We start from the raw sequence: 22,399 nt of genomic DNA on the forward strand, positions 1-22,399 counted from the left end.
GCAGACAGGAACGAGAACGAGGCGCGGTCCCCGACCGCGTAGCGCCCGAGGGCCAGGCCAGGAGGACACCGTGAGCGACCAGAAGGACCGAGCGAGGGGACACGGGGTGCCGTCCCTCCTCCGGGACGAGGCGACCCGGGACGGAGCGGCCTCGACGGCCCCATACGCCCGACACGCGAGGAGCGCGGCATGAGCGAGCGAGGCGAGCGGACCGGCAGGCACGGCGTGATTCGCGGATGCGACTCCGAGCGGCCGGGCGGGAGGGAGTCATGAGCGGGAAGAAGACCGCGGGCGAGCGGAACCTCATGTTCTTCTCCGGGCGCGCCCACCCGGAGCTGGCCGACGAGGTGGCGGCCAACCTGGCCGTCGAGATCACCCCGACGGCGCTGCGCGACTTCGCCAACGGCGAGATCTACGTGCGCTACCTGGAGTCGGTGCGCGGCTGCGACGCCTTCGTGATGCAGAGCCACACCGCCCCCATCAACAAGTGGATCATGGAGCAGCTCATCATGGTGGACGCCCTCAAGCGGGCCTCCGCCAAGCGGATCACCGTGATCATGCCGTTCTTCGGGTACGCCCGGCAGGACAAGAAGGGCCGCGGGCGCGAGCCGATAACGGCCCGGTTGATGGCGGACATGTTCAAGCAGGCGGGCGCCGACCGGCTCATGTCGATCGACCTGCACACCTCCCAGATCCAGGGCTTCTTCGACGGCCCGGTGGACCACCTGTTCGCGATGCCCGTGCTGATCAACTATCTGCGCGGCAAGCTCGACCCGGCGACGACGACGATCGTCTCCCCCGACACCGGCCGCGTGCGGCTGGCCGAGCGGTGGTCCGACTCGCTCGGCACCCCGGTCGCGTTCATCCACAAGCGGCGCGACCTCGACGTGGCCAACCAGGTGAAGGTGCACGAGGTGGTCGGCAAGGTCAGCGGCCGGACCTGCGTCCTGATCGACGACATGATCGACACCGGCGGCTCGATCTGCAAGGCGGCGGACGCCCTGTACGAGCACGGCGCGACCGACGTGATCGTGGCGGCGACGCACGCGGTCTTCTCCGACCCGGCCGTCGACCGGCTGAAGAACTCCCGCATCTCCGAGGTCGTGGTGACCAACACGCTCCCCATCCCGGAGGAGAAGAGGTTCGACAGCCTCACGGTGATGTCGATCGCCCCGCTGATCGCGCGGGCCATCACTGAGGTCTTCACCGACGGCTCCGTGACCAGCCTCTTCGAGGGCGACAGCTGACGGCCGGCCCCGGGGCGTCCCGCCGCGGCGCCCCGGGCCCGTCCCGGCCTGCCGGGTCCCGTGGGCACGGTAAGGTGGTCAAGTTGCGCTCGTAACGCCTTCCGCTAGGGCGGGTGAGGGGGAGCGCGCCATCCGCAGACGAGTCATCCCTAGGAGATGTGCCGTGTCCGAAGTACGCATCGCCGCCGAGCCCCGCGACCAGTTCGGCAAGGGCGCCGCGCGCAAGATCCGCCGCGCCGACAAGGTCCCCGCCGTCCTGTACGGCCACGGCACCGAGCCCAAGCACCTGACCCTGCCGGGCCACGACCTGCTGCTCGCGCTGCGCACGCCGAACGTGCTCATCCGCCTGCAGGGCGAGGGCATCGACGAGATCGCGCTGCCCAAGGGCGTCCAGCGCGACCCCATCAAGGGCTTCCTCGAGCACGTCGACCTGCTGCTGGTCAAGCGCGGCGAGAAGGTCACGGTCGAGATCCCGGTCACGGTCGCCGGCGACCCGATCGGCAGCGCGATCGTCGAGCAGCAGCTCGTGACGATCGGCGTCGAGACCGAGGCCACCCACATCCCGACCGGCGTCGAGGTGGACGTCGACGGCAAGGACGCCGGTTTCGCGGTGCACGCGAGCGACCTGAAGCTGCCGTCGGGCACGACGCTGTCGGGCGACCCCGAGGCGCTGGTGCTGCAGGTGATCTCCGCCCCGACGGCCGAGCTGCCCGAGGAGGGCGAGGCCGCCGAGGCCGCCCCCGCCGAGGGCGCCGAGGCCGCCGAGTAGGACCCGTTCGTGAGAGAGTCCTCCACAGGACGTCCTGTGGAGGGCTTCTCCATGTGAGGAGACGGTGATGTTTTCCCGCGACGCGTCGTCGCCGGCGGCGGAGCGCTGGCTGGTGGTCGGCCTGGGCAACCCCGGGCCGGAGTACGCCGGGAACCGGCACAACGCCGGGTTCATGGTCGTGGACGAGCTCGCGGCGAGGGCCGGCGGGCGGTTCAAGGCCCACAAGTCCAGGGCTGAGATCGTCGAGGGCCGGCTGGCCGGGGTCCCGGCCGTCCTGGCCAAGCCGTTGTCGTACATGAACCTCTCGGGCGGCCCGGTCAAGGCGCTGGCCGACTTCTACAAGGTCGCCCCCGACCACGTCGTCGTGGTGCACGACGAGCTGGACATCCCGTACGGCGCGCTGCGGGCCAAGGTGGGCGGCGGGGACAACGGCCACAACGGGCTGAAGTCGATCACGAAGTCGCTGGCGACCCGGGACTACCCGCGCATCAGGTTCGGCATCGGCCGGCCGCCCGGGCGGATGGACCCCGCCGCGTTCGTGCTGCGCGACTTCGCCACGGCCGAGCGCAAGGACCTGCCCTTCCTGGTCGACCGGGCCGCCGACATGGTCGAGTCGCTGATGACGGCCGGCCTGGAGGCCACCCAGAACCGCTTCCACGCGGGCGACCTCAACCCGGCGAAGCCGCCCCGCTGACCCCCGCCGTCCCGTCCGCGGGGACGGCCCGGCCGAGGCGGCCGGCGCCGGGCCAGAGCATGAGGTTCTGCAACAGCTCGGCCTGCTCCACGGCGTCGTCCAGCGCGTTGTGCGTGTGCAGGCGGGCCGACCGCACCTCCCGGGGCATCTGCCGCTTGGTCGCCCACGCGACCGGCACCGCGGCCTTCGCGGCGTACAGCGTCTTGATGTCGATGCACCGGGAGTGCCCGAACGGGGACTCCCCGGTGAAGCGCAGGAAGTACCAGTAGATCCACATCCAGTCGTACGCCAGGGGGAACGCCGCCAGCACCGGCAGCGTCTCGCCGCACACCTCCGCCACCCAGGCGGCGGCCGCCGCCATCGCCTCGGCCGGGTCGCGCCCCTCGCGCAGCAGCAGGTCGCGGTCGAGGCCGCTGACCGCGAGCGACTCCGGCACGTACGCGTCGCTGATCGGCCGCAACTCGGCGTAGAAGGTCGCCGACTCGGGATCGACGCGCTCGAACCGCCGTCCCGCCATCCGCCCGGCCACCGTCATCCCGAAGCTGATCATCGAGTACGGCCCCGGGATCGGCCCGTCGGCTTCGATGTCGACGGAAATGTACGTTTCGGCTTTCATGAATCCCCCTGATGCCCCGGGTGGGCGGCCGCTAGCATTCTCTGACGGTCCGTGTTCACACGGTCACGTAAACGGCCATCGGGGGAGGCGTGCGTGCTGGACGGCGAGCTGTCCGCGGTCGTCCCCGGTGAGTCCGGCACCCCGCGGCCGCGCCCCCGGGCGGGCCCGCCCGCCTGGGCGGTCCGGTACCGCCGCCACGCCGTCGTGTCCGACATGCTGTGCGCCCTCCTCGCCGGAGCCGCCGCCGTTGTGGCGCGGCTCGGCGAGGGTACTGCGTCCGCGGCCCCCCGGGTGATCGGGACCGTCGCGCCGCCGCTGGTGTGGGTGGCGTGGCTGGCTCTCGGCGGGGCGTACGCGACAGGGCTCTTCGGGTCGGGTCCGGAGGAGTTCCGGCGGATCGCGCGGTGCTGGGGGGCGCTGTGCGCCGCCGTGGCCCTCGCGGCGTACGCGGCCGGGACGGCGCCGGCCCGCGCCCACGTTCTCGTCGCCCTCCCGCTCGCCGGCGCGATGACCCTCACCGGGCGGCACGTCCTGAGACGGCGGCTGCGCGGCCGGTGGGCGCGCGGAGACGGCTGGCGATGCCGCGTGGTGGCGGTGGGACGGCCGGCCCAGGTGGCCCGGTTGCGCGAGGTGTTACGGCGCGATCCGGGCCAGGGCGTGCGTCTGGTCGCGGCCTGCCTGTCGTCCGGCGGCGACGCCGATCCGGGAGTCGTCCGCGCCGCCCGGGTGGCCGGGGTCCCGGTGCTCGGCGACCTCACCGACGTGCCGCTCGTGGTCGAGCAGACGGGCGCGGACGCGGTCGCCGCGCTCGCCTGCCCCGAGCTGGACGGCCCCGCCCTGCGGCGGCTGGCCTGGCGCCTGGAACGCGGGCGCGCCGGTCTGCTGGTGGCCCCTGCGCTGCTCGACGCGGCCGGGCCGCGAACCGCGCTCAGGCCGGTGGCGGGGCTCTCGCTGCTCCGCGCCGAGCACCCTGAGCTGACTGGGGCCGGACGGCTGCTGAAGGGCGCCGTCGACCGGGTGGCCGCCGGGCTCGCGCTGGCCGTGCTGGCGCCGCTGCTGGCCGCCCTCGCCCTCGCCGTACGGGCGACCAGCCCCGGGCCCGCGCTGGAGCGCCGGCGGCGGGTCGGCAGGGACGGCGCGGAGTTCACGCTCCTCCGGTTCCGGACCACGTGGCGGGAGGCCGACCGGCGCCGCGTCGAGCTGTCGGGCGGGCGCGGCGATCCCGTCTCGATCCGGCGCGACCCCCGGGTCACCCCGCTCGGCGCGCGGCTGCGGCGGCGCTCGCTCGACGAGCTTCCCCAGCTGGTCAACGTCCTGCGGGGCGACCTGTCCCTGGTCGGGCCGCGCCCGCCGCTCCCGGCCGAGGTCGAGCAGTACGGCGACGACGTGCGCAGGCGGCTGGTGGTACGGCCCGGGATGACGGGCCTGTGGCAGCTTGACCGCCGACCCGACCTGTCATGGGAGGAATCGGTACGGTTAGACCTGCGTTATGTCGAGAACTGGTCTCTCATGCTGGATCTGCAGATCCTGTGGAAGACATGGGCTGCGGTGGCACGCGGGACGGGAGCTTACCGAGGATGACGATACGGGACGACCACTCCCTCGCCGGTGACCTGGCGACGGAGGCGGGGGAGCGGCTCCTGGAGCTCCGCGCACGGCACGGCTTCGACGACCAGCGGGCCCTCAAAGACGCCGGCGACCGGTCGTCGCACCGCTTCCTCATGGACGCGCTCGAGCGCCTCCGGCCCAGCGACAGCGTGCTGTCCGAGGAGGCGACCCGCGAGGAGCGGATGGACCCCCGGCGCCTGACGGCCTCCCGGGTCTGGATCGTCGACCCGCTCGACGGCACGCGGGAGTACTCCGAGCCCGGCCGGTCCGACTGGGCCGTGCACGTCGCCCTGTGGCAGGAGGGAGCGCTCATGGCGGGAGCCGTGGCCCTCCCGGCCCAGGGGCGCACGCTCACCACCGCCGAGCCGCCCGTGCTGCCGAAGGCGCCCGCGGCCGGCGAGCCCTTCCGCATCGCGGTCAGCCGCACCCGGCCGCCCGAGTTCGTCCGCGAGCTGGCCGCCCGCCTGGGCGCGGAGCTCGTCCCGATCGGGTCCGCCGGCGCCAAGATCTCCGCCGTGCTCACCGGCCAGGTCGAGGCGTACGTGCACGCGGGGGGCCAGTACGAGTGGGACTCGGCCGCGCCGGTCGCCGTGGCGCTCGCCGCCGGGGCCCACGTCAGCAGGATCGACGGCTCGCCGCCGGCCTACAACCAGGCCGACCCCTCGCTGCCGGATATCCTGGTCTCCCTACCGGATCTGGCGCCAACGATGCTCGCCTGCATCCGTGACCTGCACCGCCAGTCTCCCTAAGAGGAAGCCCAATGCTTCAGCGTGACTACACCACGTCACAGCTCGACGTGCTCGAAGCCGAGGCGATCCACATCATGCGTGAGGTCGCGGCCGAGTTCGAGCGCCCCTGTCTGCTCTTCTCCGGCGGCAAGGACTCCATCGTCATGCTGCGGGTCGCCGAGAAGGCCTTCTGGCCCGCGCCGATCCCGTTCCCGCTCATGCACGTGGACACCGGCCACAACTTCCCCGAAGTCATCGACTTCCGGGACCGCCGCGTCGCCGAGCTGAACGTCCGGCTCGTGGTGGCCTCGGTGCAGGCGTCCATCGACGCCGGCCGGGTGGTGGAGGAGACCGGGCGGCGTGCCTCCCGCAACCGGCTGCAGACCACCACCCTGCTGGACGCGATCGAGGAGCACGAGTTCGACGCGGTGTTCGGCGGCGCCCGCCGCGACGAGGAGAAGGCCCGGGCCAAGGAGCGGGTGTTCTCCTTCCGCGACGACTTCGGCCAGTGGGACCCGAAGAACCAGCGCCCCGAGCTGTGGAACCTGTACAACACCCGCATCCGCAGGGGCGAGCACATCCGGGTCTTCCCGCTGTCCAACTGGACCGAGCTGGACGTGTGGCACTACATCCAGCGGGAGGGCATCGAGATCCCCTCGATCTACTTCGCGCACACGCGGAAGGTCTTCGAACGCGACGGCATGCTGCTGGCCGACTCCGACGTGGTCCAGCGGGGCGACGACGAGCCGACGTACGAGAGCGTCGTCCGCTACCGCACGGTCGGCGACATGACCTGCACGGGCGCGGTCGCCTCCACGGCCAGGACGGTCGAGGAGATCATCGAGGAGATCGCGGTGACCCGCATCACCGAGCGCGGCGCGACCCGCGCCGACGACCGGGCCAGCGAGGCCGCCATGGAGGACCGCAAGAAAGAGGGGTACTTCTGATGCGCGCCTGCCGCGATCAGTCCGGCACGGAAGACCGGCCGCGTCAGATTCAAGGAGTGCTTCTGACGCGCGCCCACCACGATCGGCCCGGCACGGAAGGCCGGCTGCGTGAGGTCCGAGGGCAACTTCTGAGGCGGGGGCGTTGATGGACATCCTTCGTTTCGCCACGGCGGGAAGCGTCGACGACGGCAAGTCCACGCTCATCGGGCGGCTGCTGTTCGACTCCAAGGCGATCTTCGAGGACCAGCTCGAGGCGGTCGAGCGGACCTCGCGCGACCGGGGCACCGAGTACACCGATCTGTCGCTGCTGACCGACGGCCTGCGGGCCGAGCGCGAGCAGGGCATCACGATCGACGTGGCGTACCGCTACTTCGCGACGCCCAAGCGGAAGTTCATCATCGCCGACACCCCCGGGCACATCCAGTACACCCGGAACATGGTGACCGGCGCCTCCACCGCCGACCTCGCCATCATCCTGATCGACGCCCGCAAGGGCGTGCTGGAGCAGTCGCGCCGGCACGCGTTCCTGACGACGCTCCTGCGGGTGCCGCACCTCGTCCTCGCGGTCAACAAGATGGACCTGGTCGACTACTCCGAGGCCCGGTTCGACGAGATCCGCGAGGAGTTCACCGCGTTCGCCTCCAAGCTGAACGCGTCCGACCTCACGTTCATCCCCATCTCGGCCCTGCACGGGGACAACGTGGTCTCCCGGTCGGAGAACATGCCCTGGTATGAGGGCTCGTCGCTGCTCCATCACCTGGAGCACGTGCACATCGCGTCCGACCGCAACCTGGTCGACGTGCGGTTCCCGGTGCAGTACGTGATCCGCCCGCACAGCGCGACCAGCCCCGACCTGCACGACTACCGGGGGTACGCCGGGCAGGTCGCGGGCGGCGTGCTCAAGCCGGGCGACGAGGTCCTCCACCTGCCCTCGGGGCTCACCACCACGATCACCGGAATCGACACCTTCGACGGGCCGGTCGAGGAGGCGTTCCCGCCCATGTCGGTCACGCTCCGGCTGGGCGACGACATCGACATCTCCCGCGGCGACCTGATCTGCCGGCCGCACAACCAGCCGCAGGTGGCCCAGGAGATCGACGCGATGGTGTGCTGGATGGCCGACGGCCTCAAGCTGCAGCCGCGCTCCAAGCTGCTGATCAAGCACACGACGCGTACGGCCCGGGTCCTGGTGCGCGACCTGCACTACCGCCTCGACGTCAACACCCTGCACCGCGACGAGACGGCGACCGCGCTGACCCTCAACGAGATCGGCCGGGTGTCGCTGCGCACGACCCAGCCGCTGTTCGTGGACGACTACGCCAGGAACCGCATGACCGGCGGCTTCATCCTGATCGACGAGGCCACGAACGGCACGGTCGGCGCCGGCATGATCGTCGACGCCCGCTGACGCCCGCCCGCTGACGCCCGTCCCGGGGACCTGCCCGGCCGTCTCGTCGACGGCCGGGTAGATCAGCGGGACGGAGGCGGTCCTCACCCGGCAATGCCTTGGAAGATCACCAGCGTGCCCGCGACCGGCGGCGATAGGTTCCTCGCGTTCGTGCTCGGAACGTCTCGCACTCGGACGGGGAGGGCCTCATGGCCGACCAGCCGGTGATCTTCGTGGGTGGCCTGGGCCGCAGCGGCGCCGTGCTGCTGGAGCGCCTGCTCGGCGAACTGCCCGAGGTGGCGGCGCTCGGCGGGACCGCGCACCTGTGGACCCGCGGGGTGCGGGCCGACGAGCCGTGCGGATGCGGCCGGCCGTTCTCGGCGTGCCCGTTCTGGAGCAGGGTGGGCACGCGGGCGTTCGGGCAGTGGCGGCTCGACCAGGCGGGCTGGGTGCCGCGGCTGCGGGCCCGGGTCGACCGCGTCCGGCGCGTCCCCGCCCTCGCGCTCGGGCTCGTGTTCCGTGAGGCGGAGCTGTCCGAGTACGTGCTGGCCTACTCACGCGTCTACGCGGCGGCGGCCGAGGTGGCCGGCGCCCGCGTCGTCGTCGACTCCAGCCGCCGCGTCTCCCTGGCCTACTGCCTCGCCGCGATCATGGACCTGCGGGTCGTCCACGTGGTGCGCGACCCGCGCGCCCTGGCCGCCGCCCACCGGGCGAGACAAGTGCGGTCGCCCGCCCCCGTTCGCTGGACCCCGGCAAGGACCGCCGTCCACTGGCTGGCGCAGAACCTCGCCTTCGCGGTGCTGCGGCGCAAGGGGGTCCAGGTCGTCCGGGTCCGGTACGAGGACCTGCTCGCCGACCCGGGACGCACGCTCACGCGCCTGGCCCGGCGCCTCGATCTGGGCGACCCCGGGACCGGCGCGGGGCTCGGGGCCGCCCACACCGTCCCGGGCACGCCGCCGCGTCCCGCCGCGCACCGCCGTCCGGGCGCCCTCCCGTTCCACCAGCGGTGGCTGGTGACCGCGCTCACCCTTCCGTTGCTCCGTCCGTACGGCTATCGCCTCCGGTACCGCCCGCCGGCTCCGCCCGCCGAGCCCGAGCCCGTCCTGGCCCCGCTGGCCGTCGCGGCCCACTGAGGCCTGCCGAGGCCCCCGCTGTCGATGTCGCCCGGTCCCCTTCGTCGTCCAGGTGGGGCGTCCACGAGGGACGCCGTACGACGAGGAGGTGCGGGGGATGGCCGAATCGGCCCCTACGGGGCGGGTCGTCCTGCCCGAAGGCCGCGCGCCGGCCGGGACGGGGGTCCTGGCGGCGGCCCGCCGGGCCCGCTGGGCGGTCGTCGCGATCTTCGCGGGCAACGGGTTCGCCATCGCGAGCCTTGCCGTGCGCACGCCGTCGCTCAAGCTCGACATCGGGCTGAGCGAGGGGGGCCTCGGTCTCGCCACGACCCTGTTCGGCGTGGCGGCCGTGGCGTCCATGCAGCTGACCGGAGGTCTGGCCGCCCGGTGGGGGAGCGCGTGGATCGTCCGGGCGGCGGCGGTGGCGCTTCCCGCGGCGCTGGCCGGGGTGGGGCTCGCCGGGGACCTGCCGCACCTGTTCGCGGCCATGGTCGTCCTGGGCGTGGTGCACGGCGTGCTCGACGTCACGATGAACGCCCACGCGGTGACGGTCGAGCGGGCGCTGGGCCGTTCCATCCTGAACGGCTGTCACGCGGCCTGGAGCCTCGGCGCCGTGGCGGGTTCGCTGGCCGGCGGCGCGGCGGCGCAGGCCGGCGTCTCCCGCGCGGCGCACTATCTCTGGCTGGCCGCAGCCTTGGTGCTCATGGCGCTGGCCGTGGGCCGGCGCCTCCTCCCGCCGTCCGCCGACCGCCGGAGCGGGGGCGCGGACGCGGAGCCGGCCGCCGGGACGGCGAGCGCGTCCGATCCCGGAACGGCCTCGCGGCGAGGGCGGCCGGCCCCGGTCCCCGGCGGGCGGAGCGCGCGGAGGGCGGGGGCGTGGCGGACCGGGTGGACCCGCCGCCTGCTCGTGCTCGGCGGCATGGGCGCCGCGGTGCTGACCTGTGAGGCGGCCGTCGCCACCTGGAGCGGGGTGTTCCTGCACGACCGGCTCGGCGCGACGCTGGGCGTGGCCTCTCTGGCCTACATCGCCTTCACGGCCTGCCAGACGTGCGGACGCCTCGTCGGGGACCGGATGGTCGCCCGCCACCCCGCCCCGCGCCTCGTCCGGGCCGGGACGGCGGTCGCGGCCGCGGGCCTCGCGCTCGGGGTCGCCGCCCCGTGGCCCGCTCTCGCAGTCGCCGGGTTCGCCCTCATGGGCCTCGGCCTCGCGACCCCGCTGCCGGTCATCGTCGGTGTCGTGGGCCACATGGGTGCGGAGGGTCCGGGGGCTGCCCTCGTGATGTCCCGGTTCACCACGATGACCTACTCGGGCATCCTGCTCGGCCCGGCGGTCATCGGCTGGGTCGCCCAGGCGGCCGGCCTCACCCGGACGCTGGCCGCCCTGGTCGTCGTCCTCGCCGTGGTGGCCCGCCTGGCCCCCGCCGCCGTCGGGCGGACGCCGGTCAGATGAGGGATTCGAGGTGGTCGACGAGGGGACTGAGCCACTCGGACGGGGGGCCGAGCGGCTCGTGGCCGTCCCGGTAGTGCCGGTCGGCGAGCGTGACCAGGTAGTGGACGGCGGTGCGGCGGGCCTCGGCGGTCGACAGGGCGAAGGGTTCGAGGACCCTCCCTGACTGGGCGAGGCACGCCCTGGCGGCCTGCGGGGGCCGCATCCGCCGCAGGGCGCGGTGGAAGAAGTGGTGCAGGGCGTCGAAGCCGAGCGGCACGCCGCAGCCGAACCGCTCCCAGTCCCACACCAGCAGGCGCCCGTCGGGGGCGGGCGCGATGTTCCACGGCGACAGGTCGCCGTGCCAGTGCCACCCGCGCGGATGGGCCGTCGCCTCCGCTGCCGGGTCGATCGCCGCGTGAAGGCCGATGGCCGCGATCTCCCGTACGGCGGCGTCGAACAGGTCGGCCGGGACCCGCCGGGAGGTCACGGGCAGCGGGGACAGCAGCAGCACGTCGAGGCCGCGCCACACGCCGTGATGCCGGACGACCGGCGGCGTCACGACCTTCAGCGGCAGGCCCGCGAGCATCTCCAGGACCGCGGCCTCGTGCCTGACGAGGGCGCGAGCGCGCTCGGTGTCCCCGACCTTCACGAAACCCAGCAGCGTCGCGTCGCCGTACGCCTCCAGCACCGGCTTGCGGTTGTCCCGGAGGGGGGCGCGCACCCGGACGACGGTCGTGACGGGCCGGCCGAGAACGCCGCTGAGGTAGGTCTCGATGGTGTCGGGGCCGTCGGACACCAGGACCGGGCGGCCGAGGGCGGCGTGCCAGCGGGTACGCGGCACGAGCCGCCGCGGGGCGAGCCGGTGCGGCAGCACGGTCCGGGGGCTGCGCCCGCCGGGCGACGGGTACAGCAGGCGCAGGACGTCGTCCAGGTAGCGCATACGGAGGCGGGCGTCGCTCACGGGGACGCCGTCTTTCCGCCCCGGCGAGGCGCGATCTCCCGCACGGCGACCTCCCGCACGGCCCGCACGTCGATCTTCCGCACGTCGATCTTCCGCACGTCGATCTTCTGCACGTCGATCTTCCGGACGTCGAATGTCCGGGCACCGGTCTCCGGGGCACGGCATTTCCCGGCATCGCCGCGTATTCCGGGAATTCCGTAAAGGGTGCGACCGGGAATGGTCCGTGCGGACGACACGCCTGTGTGCCGATATTTCGGAGATTTCGCGACCGGCCGTGTGAGACGTACAGGCCGGCGCCGTCGCCGTTTCACGCGCGCCACCGAGCACGCGACTCCGATGGCGTACGTCGTCCCACCGCAAGCGGGCGGCTGCCCGGACGGGTGACGGTTGTCTCCCAGGTCCCGGAGGTCGGGCGGCATGCTCATGGAGACGCTCCGCGGGCGTGTGACGGCGGGAAGCGCTGCGCCGGGCGACCCCGCCGGCTCAGCCAGGTAACGAACTATAGGCCCGGCCCGCCTTTCGTCCCCGTGCTATTCGTGATTTTCTCCAGACAATGACACGCCCATAATCTTCTTTCGCCCGACATTTCGGTATAGGTGACATGGGGAAAGCACCCACGATCGTGCCCGCATTGATGGCAAGGTGTGTGCTCATCCATTTCGACGGGCCGATGTAAGGGGGCGCGATGAGGATCATCGCGGGCTTGGCCGTACTGGCGGCGGGGGCCTGCCTGGCGGCGTGCGCGGGGGTTGACGGGGCCGGCCCGACGCCGGGCCCGCCGACCGCCGCGGGGACGACAGGACCCTGTGTGGTGACCGAGAAGCTGATCCCCACGTGCGGGGCGTGGTGGGGGATCGCGCCCGACGTGTTCTCGGGCCGCGCGCCGCTGCGGTCGGTCGAGATGGCCGAACGGCGGATGGGACGCCGGGCCGACATCGTGCACGTGTACCACCACGGCGCGGATCTGTTCCCGACGCCGGAGGAGCGCCTGATCGCGCAGGGACCCCGGCTGCTGCTGGTGAACTGGAAGGTCGCCGTCGACCACACGTGGGCGCAGGTCGCCAAGGGCGCCGTGGACGACCGGATCGACCGGCTGGCCGCCTACATCGCCGGCACGTTCCCCGGCCGCTTCTTCCTTTCGGTCGAGCAGGAGCCGGAGAACGACGTGCGGCCGGGGCGGGGCTACTCCGCGGCCGACTACGCGGCCATGTTCCGCCACGTCGTCACCCGGCTGCGCCAGCAGGGCGTGACGAACGCGGTGACCGTCATGACCTACACGGGCGCGCCCGACTACACGGCCAAGCCGTGGTTCGACAAGCTCTACCCGGGCGACGACGTGGTCGACTGGGTGGCCGTCGACCCGTACGCGGACGGCCGGGGCGGCGACTTCGCCGCGCTGGTGAACCGGACCCGGCCGGGCCGCCCGTCGTGGCCGGGGTTCTACCGCTGGATCCAGAACAGGTTCCCCGCCAAACCGATCATGCTGGCGGAATGGGGCGCCTACGAGCGGCCGGACCGGCCCCGTCTCAAGCGGGACCTGTTCGTCTCCGCCGCCCGGCAGATCGGCGAATTCCCGCAGATCAAGGCCCTCGTGTACTTCGACTCCGCGGTGGCAGGCGGTGGCGACACCCGTTTCGACACCACTCCCGGCGCCACCCGGGCGTTCGGCGCCCTCGGCCGGCTCCACCGCTTCAACGCGACGGCCGTGCCCCCGTCCTGACCCCGGCGGGCGGCCGGGTCAGCGGACCCAGCCGCCGGAGGTGACCAGGGTCAGCACGGCGCCGACCGCGCGCTCGACGCTCATGCCGGTCGTGTCGAGCACGAGGTCGGCGTCGTCCGGCTCCTCGTACGGGTCGGACACCCCGGTGAACTCGGGGATCAGGCCGGCGCGGGCCTTGGCGTACAGGCCCTTGCGGTCGCGGCGCTCGCACTCCTCCAGCGGCGTGGCGACGTGGACCAGCAGGAAGTCCGCGCCGACGTCCTCGACCATGGCGCGCACCTCCTCCCGTGTCGCCGCGTACGGCGCGATGGGGGCGCAGATGGCGAGGCCGCCGTGCCGGGCGACCTCGGCGGCGACGAACCCGATCCGCCGGATGTTGAGGTCGCGGTCCTCGCGGGAGAACGTGAGCCCGGCCGACAGCAGGCGCCGGACCACGTCGCCGTCGAGGTAGGTGACGGTCCGGCCGCCCCGCTCCAGCAGGGCGTCGCGCAGGCCCCGGGCGACGGTCGACTTGCCGGACCCGGACAGGCCGGTGAAGAACACGACGAGGCCGCGGCGATGCGGAGGCCCGGGGATCGTGACCGGCGCGGGCCCCGCGAAGTGCTCGGTCGCGCCGTAGTTGCGCGCGACGTGCTCGCGCAGTTCGAGGTCGATCTCGACGTCCTCGCGGGGCGCGAGCGGCACGGCGACCACGGTCGAGCCGGGCAGCCGGCCGGCCGCCGTGAGCGCGGCCCGCACCACGGACGGCCCGCTCTCCCCGAAGACCAGGGGCATCAGCAGCACGGACGCGTCCAGCTCCTCGGCCGTCGCCGCCACGTCCTCCAGGGCGGCCGAGTCGAGCGGACCCCGCATCGTGACCGCGAGCACCTCGCCGTCCGGCAGCTCCTTGCGAACGTCCTCGGGCGTGCGCCGCAGCCGGGCGAACGGCCCGTACGCCGGGGCGTCGAGCGGCTCCACCGGCCCGGCCGCGTGGTGCCCGTCCCGCTCCACGACGGTCATCACGGCCACGGCGGCGCCCTCGGGGTCCTTCAGGGTGACCTGGTCGCCGGGCTGGATCCCGTCCGGCAGCGCGATCGTGATCGGGTCGGGCCAGGGCGTGCCGTCGGGCAGCCGGCCCTGCTCGACGACGCCGTCCGCCTCCGCCGCGGTGAGGAAGCCGGTGAGCGGCGCGTACGCCCCGGAGAGCAGCAGTTCGAGGTCGGCCAGCTCCCGCGCGTCGGGAGTCCACTCGGTCATGATGTCCGTTCTCGCTCGATTGGTGGTTACGCACCCTACCCGGGCACGGACGCATGCCGCGTGGGCCCGCGGGCGTCTCAAAGCAGACAGTAACCCCGCTCCCGGCCTGCCAGGGGAACACGCGGAAGCCGGGAGCGCGGGTTCCTCCTCACGCCCCGCCGTCAGATCAGGCGGGCGAAGTGGTTCTGGGGGCGGCGGATCACCATGGTGATCTCGTCCTCGACCCCGTTCAGCCGGCCGCGGGACAGGGCGGCGACCGCCCGGCACACGGCGGTCACGAGCCCCGCGTGCGGCCCCCGCCGCGCCGGGCCGCTCACCGCGGAGTAGTCCTCGGCGATCATGAGGCCGCGCATGAGGCAGTACGCCTGGACGCCCTCACGGGAGGCCAGCGGCTCGTAGACGGCGGGCAGCGGGCCGACGGAGCCCGCAGGGGCGAGGCTCCGCCACAGCGCCCGCCGCAGCCAGCCCGGCGTCGCCCGGTCGCAGAAGCCGTACGCCGACCTGCCGTCGCGCATCTTCAGCAGGAGCAGCCCGCCCGGCCGGAGCCCGGCCACGAGCCGGTCGAGCACGAGCTCGGCGTGGTGGACGCGTTCGAGCAGGAACGACACGTAGACCACGTCGAACGAGCGGGGCGGGATCGGCACCAGGCGCAGGTCGCCGAGGTAGGTCGCCTCCAGGTCCTGCCGGGCGCTCGCATGGGCGCGCAGCGGCGGGAGGTCCTCGTCCACCCCTGTGATCCGCGGCTCGTACCGCCCGACGTCCAGGACGCCGCCCCGCCCGCACCCCGCGATCAGGATGTCGAGCCGCCGCCCCAGCTGGTCGGTCCACTGCTCACGGATCCGCTGGCTGAACACGTCGTCCTGGTCAACTGACGACCACCGAACCTCAGACATGCCACCGAGCGTAATGACAACGGGCCGGAGAGTAAGGGATTTGCGGTTCGACATTCCCCCAGGCGCCCGACGGGCGCTCCGGCAGTCCGGCCCGGGGCGGACTCGGAGGGCGGCGCACCGGTGTTCGGGCGTAGCCTTGATACCCCGGCCCGGCTCGGCTCGGGGGTTTTCGCTTGCCGTCGTGGGGCTCTGAAGGCATCAATGTCTCTTTCCGGACTGCTCGACCTTGTCGCCGCCGAACCGCAGCTGTCCGCCGCGCTGGACGCGGCCCGTCAACCGGCCGATCCCGGCGTGGAGCTGGTCGCGCCGCCCGCGCTGCGGCCGTTCGCCGTGGCCGCGCTCGCGCGGGTCAGGCCCGTGCTCGCGATCACCGCGACCGGGCGCGAGGCCGAGGACCTGGCCGCCGCGCTGACCAGCCTGCTGGACGAGAGCTCCGTGGCCGTGTTCCCCGCGTGGGAGACGCTGCCGCACGAGCGGCTCTCGCCGCGCAGCGACACCGTGGGCCAGCGCCTCGCCGTGCTCCGGCGGCTGGCGCACCCGATCGCGGGCGACCTGGCGGCCGGCCCGCTCAAGGTCGTCGTGGCGCCGGTCCGCTCGCTGCTGCAGCCGATCGTGTCCGGCCTCGGCGACCTGGAGCCTGTACGGCTGCGCGCCGGCGACGAGGCGGACCTCGAGGACGTGGTCACCCGGCTGGTCGAGAACGGCTACCACCGGGTCGACATGGTGGAGAAGCGCGGCGAGGTCGCCCTCCGGGGCGGGCTGCTCGACGTGTTCCCCCCGACCGAGGAGCACCCGCTGCGGCTGGAGTTCTGGGGCGACACGATCGAGGAGATCCGCTGGTTCAAGGTCGCCGACCAGCGGTCGCTGGAGGTGGCCCAGGACGGCCTGTTCGCCGCGCCCTGCCGCGAGCTCCTGCTGACCGAGGACGTCCGGCGGCGGGCCCGCGAGCTGGGGGAGGAGCACCCGGCGCTCATGGACGTGCTCGACCAGCTGGCCGAGGGCGTGCCGGTCGAGGGCATGGAGGCGTTCGCCCCGGTGCTCGCCGGGTCGATGGACCTGCTCCTCGACCACCTGCCGGTGCGGTCGGCCGTGTTCGTCTGCGATCCCGAGCGCATCCGCGGGCGGGCCGTCGAGCTCGTCCGCACCAGCCAGGAGTTCATGGAGGCGTCCTGGATCGCCGCCGCTGCGGGCGGGGAGGCGCCGATCGACCTGGAGGCGGCCGCCTTCCGGACGCTGGAGGAGGTCCGCGACCACGCCCGCGAGCTGGGCCAGCCGTGGTGGAGCATCGCCCCCTTCGGCGAGGGCGTAGAGCTGGACGCCCAGGACGTCGAGGCGTACCGGGGGGACACGCAGCGGGCCCTGGCCGACATCAAGGGCTGGCTGGGCTCCGGCCGGTCGGTCGTGCTGCTCAGCGAGGGCCACGGCCCGGCCGAGCGGATGGTCGAGCTGCTCAAGGGGGTCGACGTCGCCGCCAGGCTCGTGCCCTCCCTGGACAAGCCGCCCGGCCGCGACGTCGTGCAGGTCACCACCGGACGCGTCGACCACGGCTTCGTCACCCCCGACGTGGCCGTCCTGACCCATCTCGACCTCGTGGGCCAGAAGGCCTCGACAAAGGACATGCGCCGCCTGCCGTCGCGGCGGCGCAACATGGTCGACCCGCTGCAGCTCAAGGTCGGCGACCACGTGGTGCACGAGCAGCACGGCGTCGGCCGGTACGTCGAGATGGTCCAGCGCACCGTGCAGGGCGCCACCCGGGAGTACCTCGTCATCGAGTACGCCAAGGGTGACCGGCTCTATGTGCCCACCGACCAGCTCGACGAGGTCACCCGGTACGTCGGCGGCGAGGCCCCGACGCTCAACCGGATGGGCGGCGCCGACTGGGCCAAGGCCAAGACCAAGGCCCGCAAGGCCGTACGGGAGATCGCGGGCGAGCTGATCCGGCTCTACTCGGCCCGGATGGCCTCGCCCGGCCACTCCTTCGCCCCCGACAGCCCCTGGCAGCGGGAGATGGAGGACGCCTTCCCGTACGCCGAGACCGGCGACCAGCTGGAGGCGATCGACGAGGTCAAACGCGACATGGAGCGGCCGGTGCCGATGGACCGGCTGATCTGCGGCGACGTCGGCTACGGCAAGACCGAGATCGCCGTGCGGGCCGCCTTCAAGGCCGTCCAGGACGGCAAGCAGGTCGCGGTGCTCGTGCCGACCACGCTGCTCGTGCAGCAGCACCTGTCGACGTTCGGAGAGCGGTTCGCGAGCTTCCCGGTGACGGTCCGGCCGATCTCCCGCTTCCAGACGGACGGCGAGGTCAAGGAGACGCTGGAGGGCCTGCACGGAGGGGCGGTCGACGTGGTCATCGGCACCCACCGGCTGCTGTCGCCGGAGGTCAAGTTCAAGGACCTCGGCCTGATCATCGTGGACGAGGAGCAGCGGTTCGGCGTCGAGCACAAGGAGGCCATGAAGCACCTGCGCACGCAGGTCGACGTGCTGGCCATGTCGGCGACCCCGATCCCCCGCACGCTGGAGATGGGCCTCACCGGCATCCGGGAGATGTCGACGATCCTCACGCCGCCGGAGGAGCGGCACCCGATCCTCACGTTCGTCGGCCCGTACGACGAGAAGCAGATCGCGGCGGCGATCCGGCGCGAGCTGATGCGCGACGGGCAGACGTTCTTCGTGCACAACCGGGTGCGCACGATCGACCGGGTGGCGTCGCGGCTCCACGAGCTGGTCCCCGAGGCGCGGATCGCGGTGGCCCACGGCCAGATGAACGAGACCCAGCTCGAGAAGATCATGGTGGACTTCTGGGAGCGCAACTTCGACGTGCTCGTCTGCACCACGATCGTGGAGTCGGGCCTCGACGTGCCGAACGCGAACACGCTGATCGTGGACCGGGCCGACAACTACGGCCTGTCGCAGCTCCACCAGCTCCGCGGCCGGGTCGGCCGGGGCCGCGAGCGCGGGTACGCCTACTTCCTCTACCCGCCGGAGTCGCCGCTGACGGAGACGGCCCACGAGAGGCTGGCCACGATCGCCCAGCACACCGAGATGGGCGCCGGCATGTACGTCGCCATGAAGGACCTGGAGATCCGCGGCGCCGGCAACATCCTCGGGGCCGAGCAGTCCGGCCACATCGCGGGCGTCGGCTTCGACCTGTACGTCCGGATGATGGCCGAGGCCGTGCAGGAGCAGAAGGCGAAGCTGTCCGGCGAGCCCCGCAGCGAGGAGCGGCCCGACGTCAAGGTGGAGCTGCCGATCAACGCGCACGTGCCGCACGACTACGTGACCTCGGAGCGGCTGCGCCTGGAGGCGTACAAGCGGATCGCCGCGATCGGCGGCGAGGACGACATCGCCGCCGTGCGCGAGGAGCTCGAGGACCGGTACGGCAGGCCCCCGCAGGAGGTGGACAACCTGCTGGAGGTGGCCCGGTTCCGCATCACGGCCAGGAAAGCCGGGCTCACCGACGTCACCCTGCAGGGGCAGCAGGTCAGGTTCGCGCCGGTCTCGCTCAGGGAGTCCCAGCAGGTGCGCCTGCAGCGGCTGTACCCCCGGTCGATCTGGAAGCAGGCCACCGAGGTCCTCCTCGTGCCGGTGCCCAAGACCAAGCCCATCGGCGGGCAGCCGCTGCGCGACCTCGACCTGCTGAAATGGTGCGGGGACCTGGTCGAGGCCATGTTCCTCGAGCCGGTGCGGGTACAGTGACCCGCGAATCGAGATTGCGGGAACGCGGGATTTCGGCACAATTGCCTGGCCGGTGTCGTCGGGAGGATCGTTCGTGAAGTCGTATCGAGTGCGCGTCGCCGTGGCGCTGGCGGCGGCGGGTGTCGCGCTGTGCGCCTGCGGCCCGGTGCAGGCCGGCGCCGCGGCCATCGTGGGCAAGGAGCGCATCACCTCCAGCGATCTCGACAGCGAGATCCGCGCCTTCCGCCAGGAGCTGGCCGCGCACAAGATGTCCGAGGAGCAGCTCGGCCTGTCGTTCCCGCTGCCGCAGATGATCCTGCTGAACATGAGCAACAGCAGGCAGTTCATCCAGCTCGGGGAGCAGAAGGGCATCGCGGTCACCGACCGGGAGATCGACGACGTGGTGGCCGCCCAGGGCGGGCAGGCCCGGTTCGACCAGGTCCTGCTGGCCAACGGCATCCCGCTGTCGGAGGGGCGCAACGCCGTCCGCGCCGTCATCATCCGGCAGAAGCTGGCGCAGCAGGCCGGCGCCGGCACCGACCAGCAGAGCCAGCAGGCGGCCGAGCAGAAGGTCATGCAGGAGGTCGACGCCGCCGTCCCGGTGAAGTTCAGCCCCCGGTACGGCAAGTTCGACCCGCAGCAGGGCTTCGTCGCCGACGACCGGTTCGGAGCCGTCGCCGCACCCGCCCCCGCGGCCCCCGCCGGCTCCTGACCCCCGCGAGGGGCGCGGCAGTGTCATAGGCGGGGCAGGCAGGCAGCGAGGGGCGCGGCCGTGTCTGGACTGAGGAGTGAGGAAGCGAGGGACGAGCTTCCGAACGACGAGGGAAGACGCGGCCTGAAGGGCGCCCCGAGCCGCCGCGCCGGAGGCGCGGCAAGTAAGCACGGTTAGGGTGGGGTCATGCCGCTGATCGTGGTCACCACCTCGCCCCGGGTGGCCCCCGGCCTGCTGGCTCCCGCCGCGTGGCGGGCGCTGTCCGCCGGCCGGGTGCTGACGGGCTCCGTCGGCCACCCCTGCCTGCCGTACCTGGACGAGGCCGGCATCGCGGTCGAGGTCGTCACGCCGGACCCTGCGGCGCTGGCCGCGGAGGCGCGCACGGCCGCCGTGGTGTGGCTGGCCGCGCAGGACGGCGACGAGGACCTCATGCGGGCTTTCGGCCGGGCGGCCCTGGCCCTCGACGAGCCGCCGGTCGTGGAGCTCGTCCCCGGGTCGTACGACCTGCCGGGGGCGCGGCTGCTCGATCTCGTGCAGGTGATGGACCGGCTGCGCCGCGAGTGCCCCTGGGACCGGTCGCAGACCCACGAGTCCCTCGTGCCGTACCTCGTCGAGGAGGCGTACGAGGTGCTTGAGACCATCCACGAGGGCGACTACTCCGCACTCCGGGAGGAGCTGGGCGACCTGCTGCTGCAGGTCATGTTCCACTCGCGGCTCGCGCAGGAGCGCGTCGTCCCCCCGGGGGAGGAGACGGACGGCGAGGACGAGGCCGCAGGTTTCGACATCGACGACGTGGCCGCCGGGATCGTCGACAAGCTGGTGCGCCGCCACCCCCACGTCTTCTCCGACGTGGCCGTCTCCGGCGCGGGCGAGGTCAGCGACAACTGGGAGACGATCAAGGCCGCCGAGCAGGCGGCCAAGGGCGAGACGCGCACCGCGCTCAGCGGGGTGCCGATGGGCCAGCCGGCGCTCTCGCTCGCCGCGCAGCTGCTGCGCCGCGCCGGCCGCGCCGGCGCCCCCGCCGCGCTCGCCGACGACCTCCCGGCCGGCTTCGGCGCGCGTCTGTTCGCGCTCGTACGGCAGGCCCAGGACGAGGGACTGGATCCCGAGGCCGAGCTCCGGTCGGCCGCCCGGGAGTACCGCCGCAGGGTCGAGGAGTGGGAGTCCGCGGCCGTCGAGGGGCTGGGCACGCCGACCACTTCGTGAACCCACGTCCAACACGCCGTGAATCGGCGCCCCCTTCGCCGTACCAGGCAGTAGGGACCGATAGGCTCGGGAGGCAAACCGCCCGCGATTTTGCTAGGAGCGTTCGTGGCTGCCATCGAGGCCGTTACCGCCCGCGAGATCCTCGACTCCCGGGGGAACCCCACGGTCGAGGTCGAGGTCCTGCTGGACGACTACAGCACCGGCCGTGCCGCCGTTCCCAGCGGCGCGTCCACCGGCCAGTTCGAGGCCGTGGAGCTGCGTGACGGCGACAAGAGCCGTTACCTCGGCAAGGGCGTCGAGAAGGCCGTCCTCGGCGTGACCGACGAGATCGCCGACGAGATCATCGGCTTCGACGCCGAGGAGCAGCGGCTCATCGACCAGACGATGATCGACCTGGACGGCACGCCGAACAAGGCCCGTCTCGGCGCCAACGCCATCCTCGGCATCTCCCTGGCCGTCGCCAAGGCCGCCGCCGACAGCGCCGACCTGCCCCTGTTCCGCTACGTCGGCGGGCCGAACGCGCACATCCTGCCCGTGCCGATGATGAACATCCTGAACGGCGGCGCCCACGCCGACACCAACGTGGACATCCAGGAGTTCATGATCGCGCCGATCGGCGCCGAGACGTTCTCCGAGGCCGTGCGCATGGGCGCGGAGACCTACCACACGCTGAAGAGCGTGCTGAAGGAGAAGGGCTACGCCACCGGCCTGGGCGACGAGGGCGGCTTCGCGCCCAACCTGCCGTCGAACCGCGACGCGCTCGACCTGATCCTGGTCGCCATCGAGAAGGCGGGCTACACCCCCGGCCAGGACATCGCGCTCGCGCTCGACGTCGCGGCCAGCGAGTTCCACAACGACGGCGTCTACACGATCGACGGCAAGGGCCTGTCGTCCGCCGAGCTGATCTCCTTCTACGAGGACCTGGTCCGGTCCTACCCGCTCGTCTCGATCGAGGACCCGCTGAACGAGGAGGACTGGGAGGGCTGGAAGGCCATCACCACCTCCCTCGGCGCCAAGGTCCAGCTCGTCGGCGACGACCTGTTCGTGACCAACCCCGAGCGGCTCGGCCGCGGCATCCGGGAGGGCGCGGCCAACGCCCTGCTGGTCAAGGTCAACCAGATCGGCACGCTCTCGGAGACGCTCGACGCGGTCGACCTGGCCCACCGCAGCGGCTACCGCAGCATGATGAGCCACCGCTCCGGCGAGACCGAGGACACCACGATCGCCGACCTCGCCGTGGCGACCAACTGCGGCCAGATCAAGACCGGCGCCCCGGCGCGCTCGGACCGGGTGGCCAAGTACAACCAGCTGCTGCGCATCGAGGAGCTGCTCGACGACGCCGCCCGCTACGCCGGGCGCGCGGCGTTCCCCCGCTTCCAGGGGTAGTACCGAGACGGAACCGCGCAGGGGTGGTGCGAGGCGCTCAGGCGTCGAGCCGTACGAGACCGGGAGGGGT

18 protein-coding genes are annotated in these 22,399 nt (G+C 72.8%); 14 read left to right on the top strand and 4 right to left on the bottom strand.

The features are described from left to right. The first annotated feature begins 269 nt into the window (after nucleotides 1-269). The 3 genes from Mco01_RS16870 (at nucleotide 270) to pth (ending at nucleotide 2,710) form a co-directional block, all read left to right on the top strand. A complete protein-coding gene (locus Mco01_RS16870) occupies nucleotides 270-1,247 on the top strand; it encodes a ribose-phosphate diphosphokinase (protein ID WP_204057846.1) in 978 nt (325 codons plus the stop codon). 163 nt (nucleotides 1,248-1,410) lie between these two features. Further along, the gene (locus tag Mco01_RS16875) at nucleotides 1,411-2,016 is read left to right on the top strand and encodes a 50S ribosomal protein L25/general stress protein Ctc (protein WP_204057847.1); all 606 of its coding nucleotides are present in this window, start codon (nucleotides 1,411-1,413) and stop codon (nucleotides 2,014-2,016) included. A gap of 67 nt (nucleotides 2,017-2,083) precedes the next feature. Then, nucleotides 2,084-2,710: an aminoacyl-tRNA hydrolase gene (gene pth / locus Mco01_RS16880; RefSeq protein WP_204057848.1), complete on the top strand. Its 627-nt coding sequence runs from the start codon at nucleotides 2,084-2,086 to the stop codon at nucleotides 2,708-2,710. Here the strand turns inward: pth and Mco01_RS16885 are convergent. Then, nucleotides 2,685-3,326: an exonuclease gene (locus tag Mco01_RS16885; RefSeq protein WP_204057849.1), complete on the bottom strand. Its 642-nt coding sequence runs from the start codon at nucleotides 3,324-3,326 to the stop codon at nucleotides 2,685-2,687. The genes pth and Mco01_RS16885 overlap by 26 nt on opposite strands. A 93-nt stretch (nucleotides 3,327-3,419) precedes the next feature. Here Mco01_RS16885 and Mco01_RS16890 point away from each other — a divergent pair, with 93 nt between their 5' ends. The 6 genes from Mco01_RS16890 (at nucleotide 3,420) to Mco01_RS16915 (ending at nucleotide 10,558) form a co-directional block, all read left to right on the top strand. Beyond that, complete coding sequence (locus Mco01_RS16890) at nucleotides 3,420-4,907, top strand: exopolysaccharide biosynthesis polyprenyl glycosylphosphotransferase (RefSeq protein WP_239103671.1); 1,488 nt, start codon at nucleotides 3,420-3,422, stop codon at nucleotides 4,905-4,907. Next, nucleotides 4,904-5,683, top strand: a complete 780-nt coding sequence (locus Mco01_RS16895; protein WP_204057850.1) for a 3'(2'),5'-bisphosphate nucleotidase CysQ — start codon at nucleotides 4,904-4,906, stop codon at nucleotides 5,681-5,683. The genes Mco01_RS16890 and Mco01_RS16895 overlap by 4 nt, the downstream gene beginning before the upstream one ends. An 11-nt stretch (nucleotides 5,684-5,694) precedes the next feature. After that, nucleotides 5,695-6,609: a sulfate adenylyltransferase subunit CysD gene (cysD, locus tag Mco01_RS16900; protein ID WP_204057851.1), complete on the top strand. Its 915-nt coding sequence runs from the start codon at nucleotides 5,695-5,697 to the stop codon at nucleotides 6,607-6,609. Between the two features lie 145 nt (nucleotides 6,610-6,754). Then, nucleotides 6,755-8,017, top strand: coding sequence for a sulfate adenylyltransferase subunit CysN (gene cysN / locus Mco01_RS16905; protein WP_204057852.1), 1,263 nt, complete (start codon nucleotides 6,755-6,757; stop codon nucleotides 8,015-8,017). 188 nt (nucleotides 8,018-8,205) lie between these two features. Further along, nucleotides 8,206-9,129 (top strand): sulfotransferase, encoded by a 924-nt coding sequence (locus tag Mco01_RS16910; RefSeq protein ID WP_204057853.1) that lies wholly within the window; start codon nucleotides 8,206-8,208, stop codon nucleotides 9,127-9,129. A 52-nt stretch (nucleotides 9,130-9,181) separates the two neighbouring features. Continuing rightward, nucleotides 9,182-10,558, top strand: coding sequence for an MFS transporter (locus tag Mco01_RS16915; protein ID WP_204057854.1), 1,377 nt, complete (start codon nucleotides 9,182-9,184; stop codon nucleotides 10,556-10,558). Here the strand turns inward: Mco01_RS16915 and Mco01_RS16920 are convergent. Next, on the bottom strand, nucleotides 10,551-11,498 hold the full coding sequence (locus Mco01_RS16920; RefSeq protein ID WP_204057855.1) for a hypothetical protein: 948 nt from the start codon (nucleotides 11,496-11,498) through the stop codon (nucleotides 10,551-10,553). The two genes, Mco01_RS16915 and Mco01_RS16920, sit on opposite strands and share 8 nt — an antisense overlap. A gap of 811 nt (nucleotides 11,499-12,309) precedes the next feature. On the opposite strand from Mco01_RS16920, the gene Mco01_RS16925 reads away from it, so the two are divergent. Beyond that, on the top strand, nucleotides 12,310-13,218 hold the full coding sequence (locus tag Mco01_RS16925) for a glycoside hydrolase family 26 protein (protein ID WP_204057856.1): 909 nt from the start codon (nucleotides 12,310-12,312) through the stop codon (nucleotides 13,216-13,218). Nucleotides 13,219-13,236: 18 nt separating this feature from the next. Here Mco01_RS16925 and cysC read toward each other — a convergent pair whose 3' ends face one another. Beyond that, nucleotides 13,237-14,454, bottom strand: coding sequence for an adenylyl-sulfate kinase (cysC, locus tag Mco01_RS16930; RefSeq protein WP_204057857.1), 1,218 nt, complete (start codon nucleotides 14,452-14,454; stop codon nucleotides 13,237-13,239). A 161-nt stretch (nucleotides 14,455-14,615) separates the two neighbouring features. Next, the gene (locus Mco01_RS16935) at nucleotides 14,616-15,347 is read right to left on the bottom strand and encodes a methyltransferase domain-containing protein (RefSeq protein ID WP_036332471.1); all 732 of its coding nucleotides are present in this window, start codon (nucleotides 15,345-15,347) and stop codon (nucleotides 14,616-14,618) included. Between the two features lie 201 nt (nucleotides 15,348-15,548). Here Mco01_RS16935 and mfd point away from each other — a divergent pair, with 201 nt between their 5' ends. The 4 genes from mfd to eno all read left to right on the top strand — a co-directional run bounded on the left by mfd (nucleotide 15,549) and on the right by eno (nucleotide 22,329). Next, the gene (mfd, locus tag Mco01_RS16940) at nucleotides 15,549-19,046 is read left to right on the top strand and encodes a transcription-repair coupling factor (protein WP_204057858.1); all 3,498 of its coding nucleotides are present in this window, start codon (nucleotides 15,549-15,551) and stop codon (nucleotides 19,044-19,046) included. 73 nt (nucleotides 19,047-19,119) lie between these two features. Beyond that, nucleotides 19,120-19,737, top strand: coding sequence for a SurA N-terminal domain-containing protein (locus Mco01_RS16945; RefSeq protein WP_198167593.1), 618 nt, complete (start codon nucleotides 19,120-19,122; stop codon nucleotides 19,735-19,737). Nucleotides 19,738-19,923: 186 nt separating this feature from the next. Continuing rightward, nucleotides 19,924-20,943 carry a nucleoside triphosphate pyrophosphohydrolase gene (locus tag Mco01_RS16950; RefSeq protein ID WP_204057859.1) on the top strand — a complete coding sequence of 340 codons (1,020 nt, stop codon included), beginning with the start codon at nucleotides 19,924-19,926 and terminating at the stop codon, nucleotides 20,941-20,943. Between the two features lie 105 nt (nucleotides 20,944-21,048). Then, complete coding sequence (gene eno / locus Mco01_RS16955; protein ID WP_036332466.1) at nucleotides 21,049-22,329, top strand: phosphopyruvate hydratase; 1,281 nt, start codon at nucleotides 21,049-21,051, stop codon at nucleotides 22,327-22,329. Nucleotides 22,330-22,399: the final 70 nt, after the last annotated feature.

This window comes from Microbispora corallina (assembly GCF_016863035.1).
Taxonomy (GTDB): Bacteria; Actinomycetota; Actinomycetes; order Streptosporangiales; family Streptosporangiaceae; genus Microbispora; species Microbispora corallina.

Excerpts from the sequence above, each read along its gene's own strand:
- Mco01_RS16935 (WP_036332471.1), bottom strand. The coding sequence starts at position 15,347 with ATGTCTGAGGTTCGGTGGTCGTCAGTTGACCAGGACGACGTGTTCAGC.
- cysN (WP_204057852.1), top strand. The coding sequence starts at position 6,755 with ATGGACATCCTTCGTTTCGCCACGGCGGGAAGCGTCGACGACGGCAAG.
- cysD (WP_204057851.1), top strand. The coding sequence starts at position 5,695 with ATGCTTCAGCGTGACTACACCACGTCACAGCTCGACGTGCTCGAAGCC.
- Mco01_RS16950 (WP_204057859.1), top strand. The coding sequence starts at position 19,924 with ATGCCGCTGATCGTGGTCACCACCTCGCCCCGGGTGGCCCCCGGCCTG.
- mfd (WP_204057858.1), top strand. The coding sequence starts at position 15,549 with ATGTCTCTTTCCGGACTGCTCGACCTTGTCGCCGCCGAACCGCAGCTG.
- Mco01_RS16870 (WP_204057846.1), top strand. The coding sequence starts at position 270 with ATGAGCGGGAAGAAGACCGCGGGCGAGCGGAACCTCATGTTCTTCTCC.
- Mco01_RS16895 (WP_204057850.1), top strand. The coding sequence starts at position 4,904 with ATGACGATACGGGACGACCACTCCCTCGCCGGTGACCTGGCGACGGAG.
- pth (WP_204057848.1), top strand. The coding sequence starts at position 2,084 with ATGTTTTCCCGCGACGCGTCGTCGCCGGCGGCGGAGCGCTGGCTGGTG.
- Mco01_RS16885 (WP_204057849.1), bottom strand. The coding sequence starts at position 3,326 with ATGAAAGCCGAAACGTACATTTCCGTCGACATCGAAGCCGACGGGCCG.
- cysC (WP_204057857.1), bottom strand. The coding sequence starts at position 14,454 with ATGACCGAGTGGACTCCCGACGCGCGGGAGCTGGCCGACCTCGAACTG.
- Mco01_RS16910 (WP_204057853.1), top strand. The coding sequence starts at position 8,206 with ATGGCCGACCAGCCGGTGATCTTCGTGGGTGGCCTGGGCCGCAGCGGC.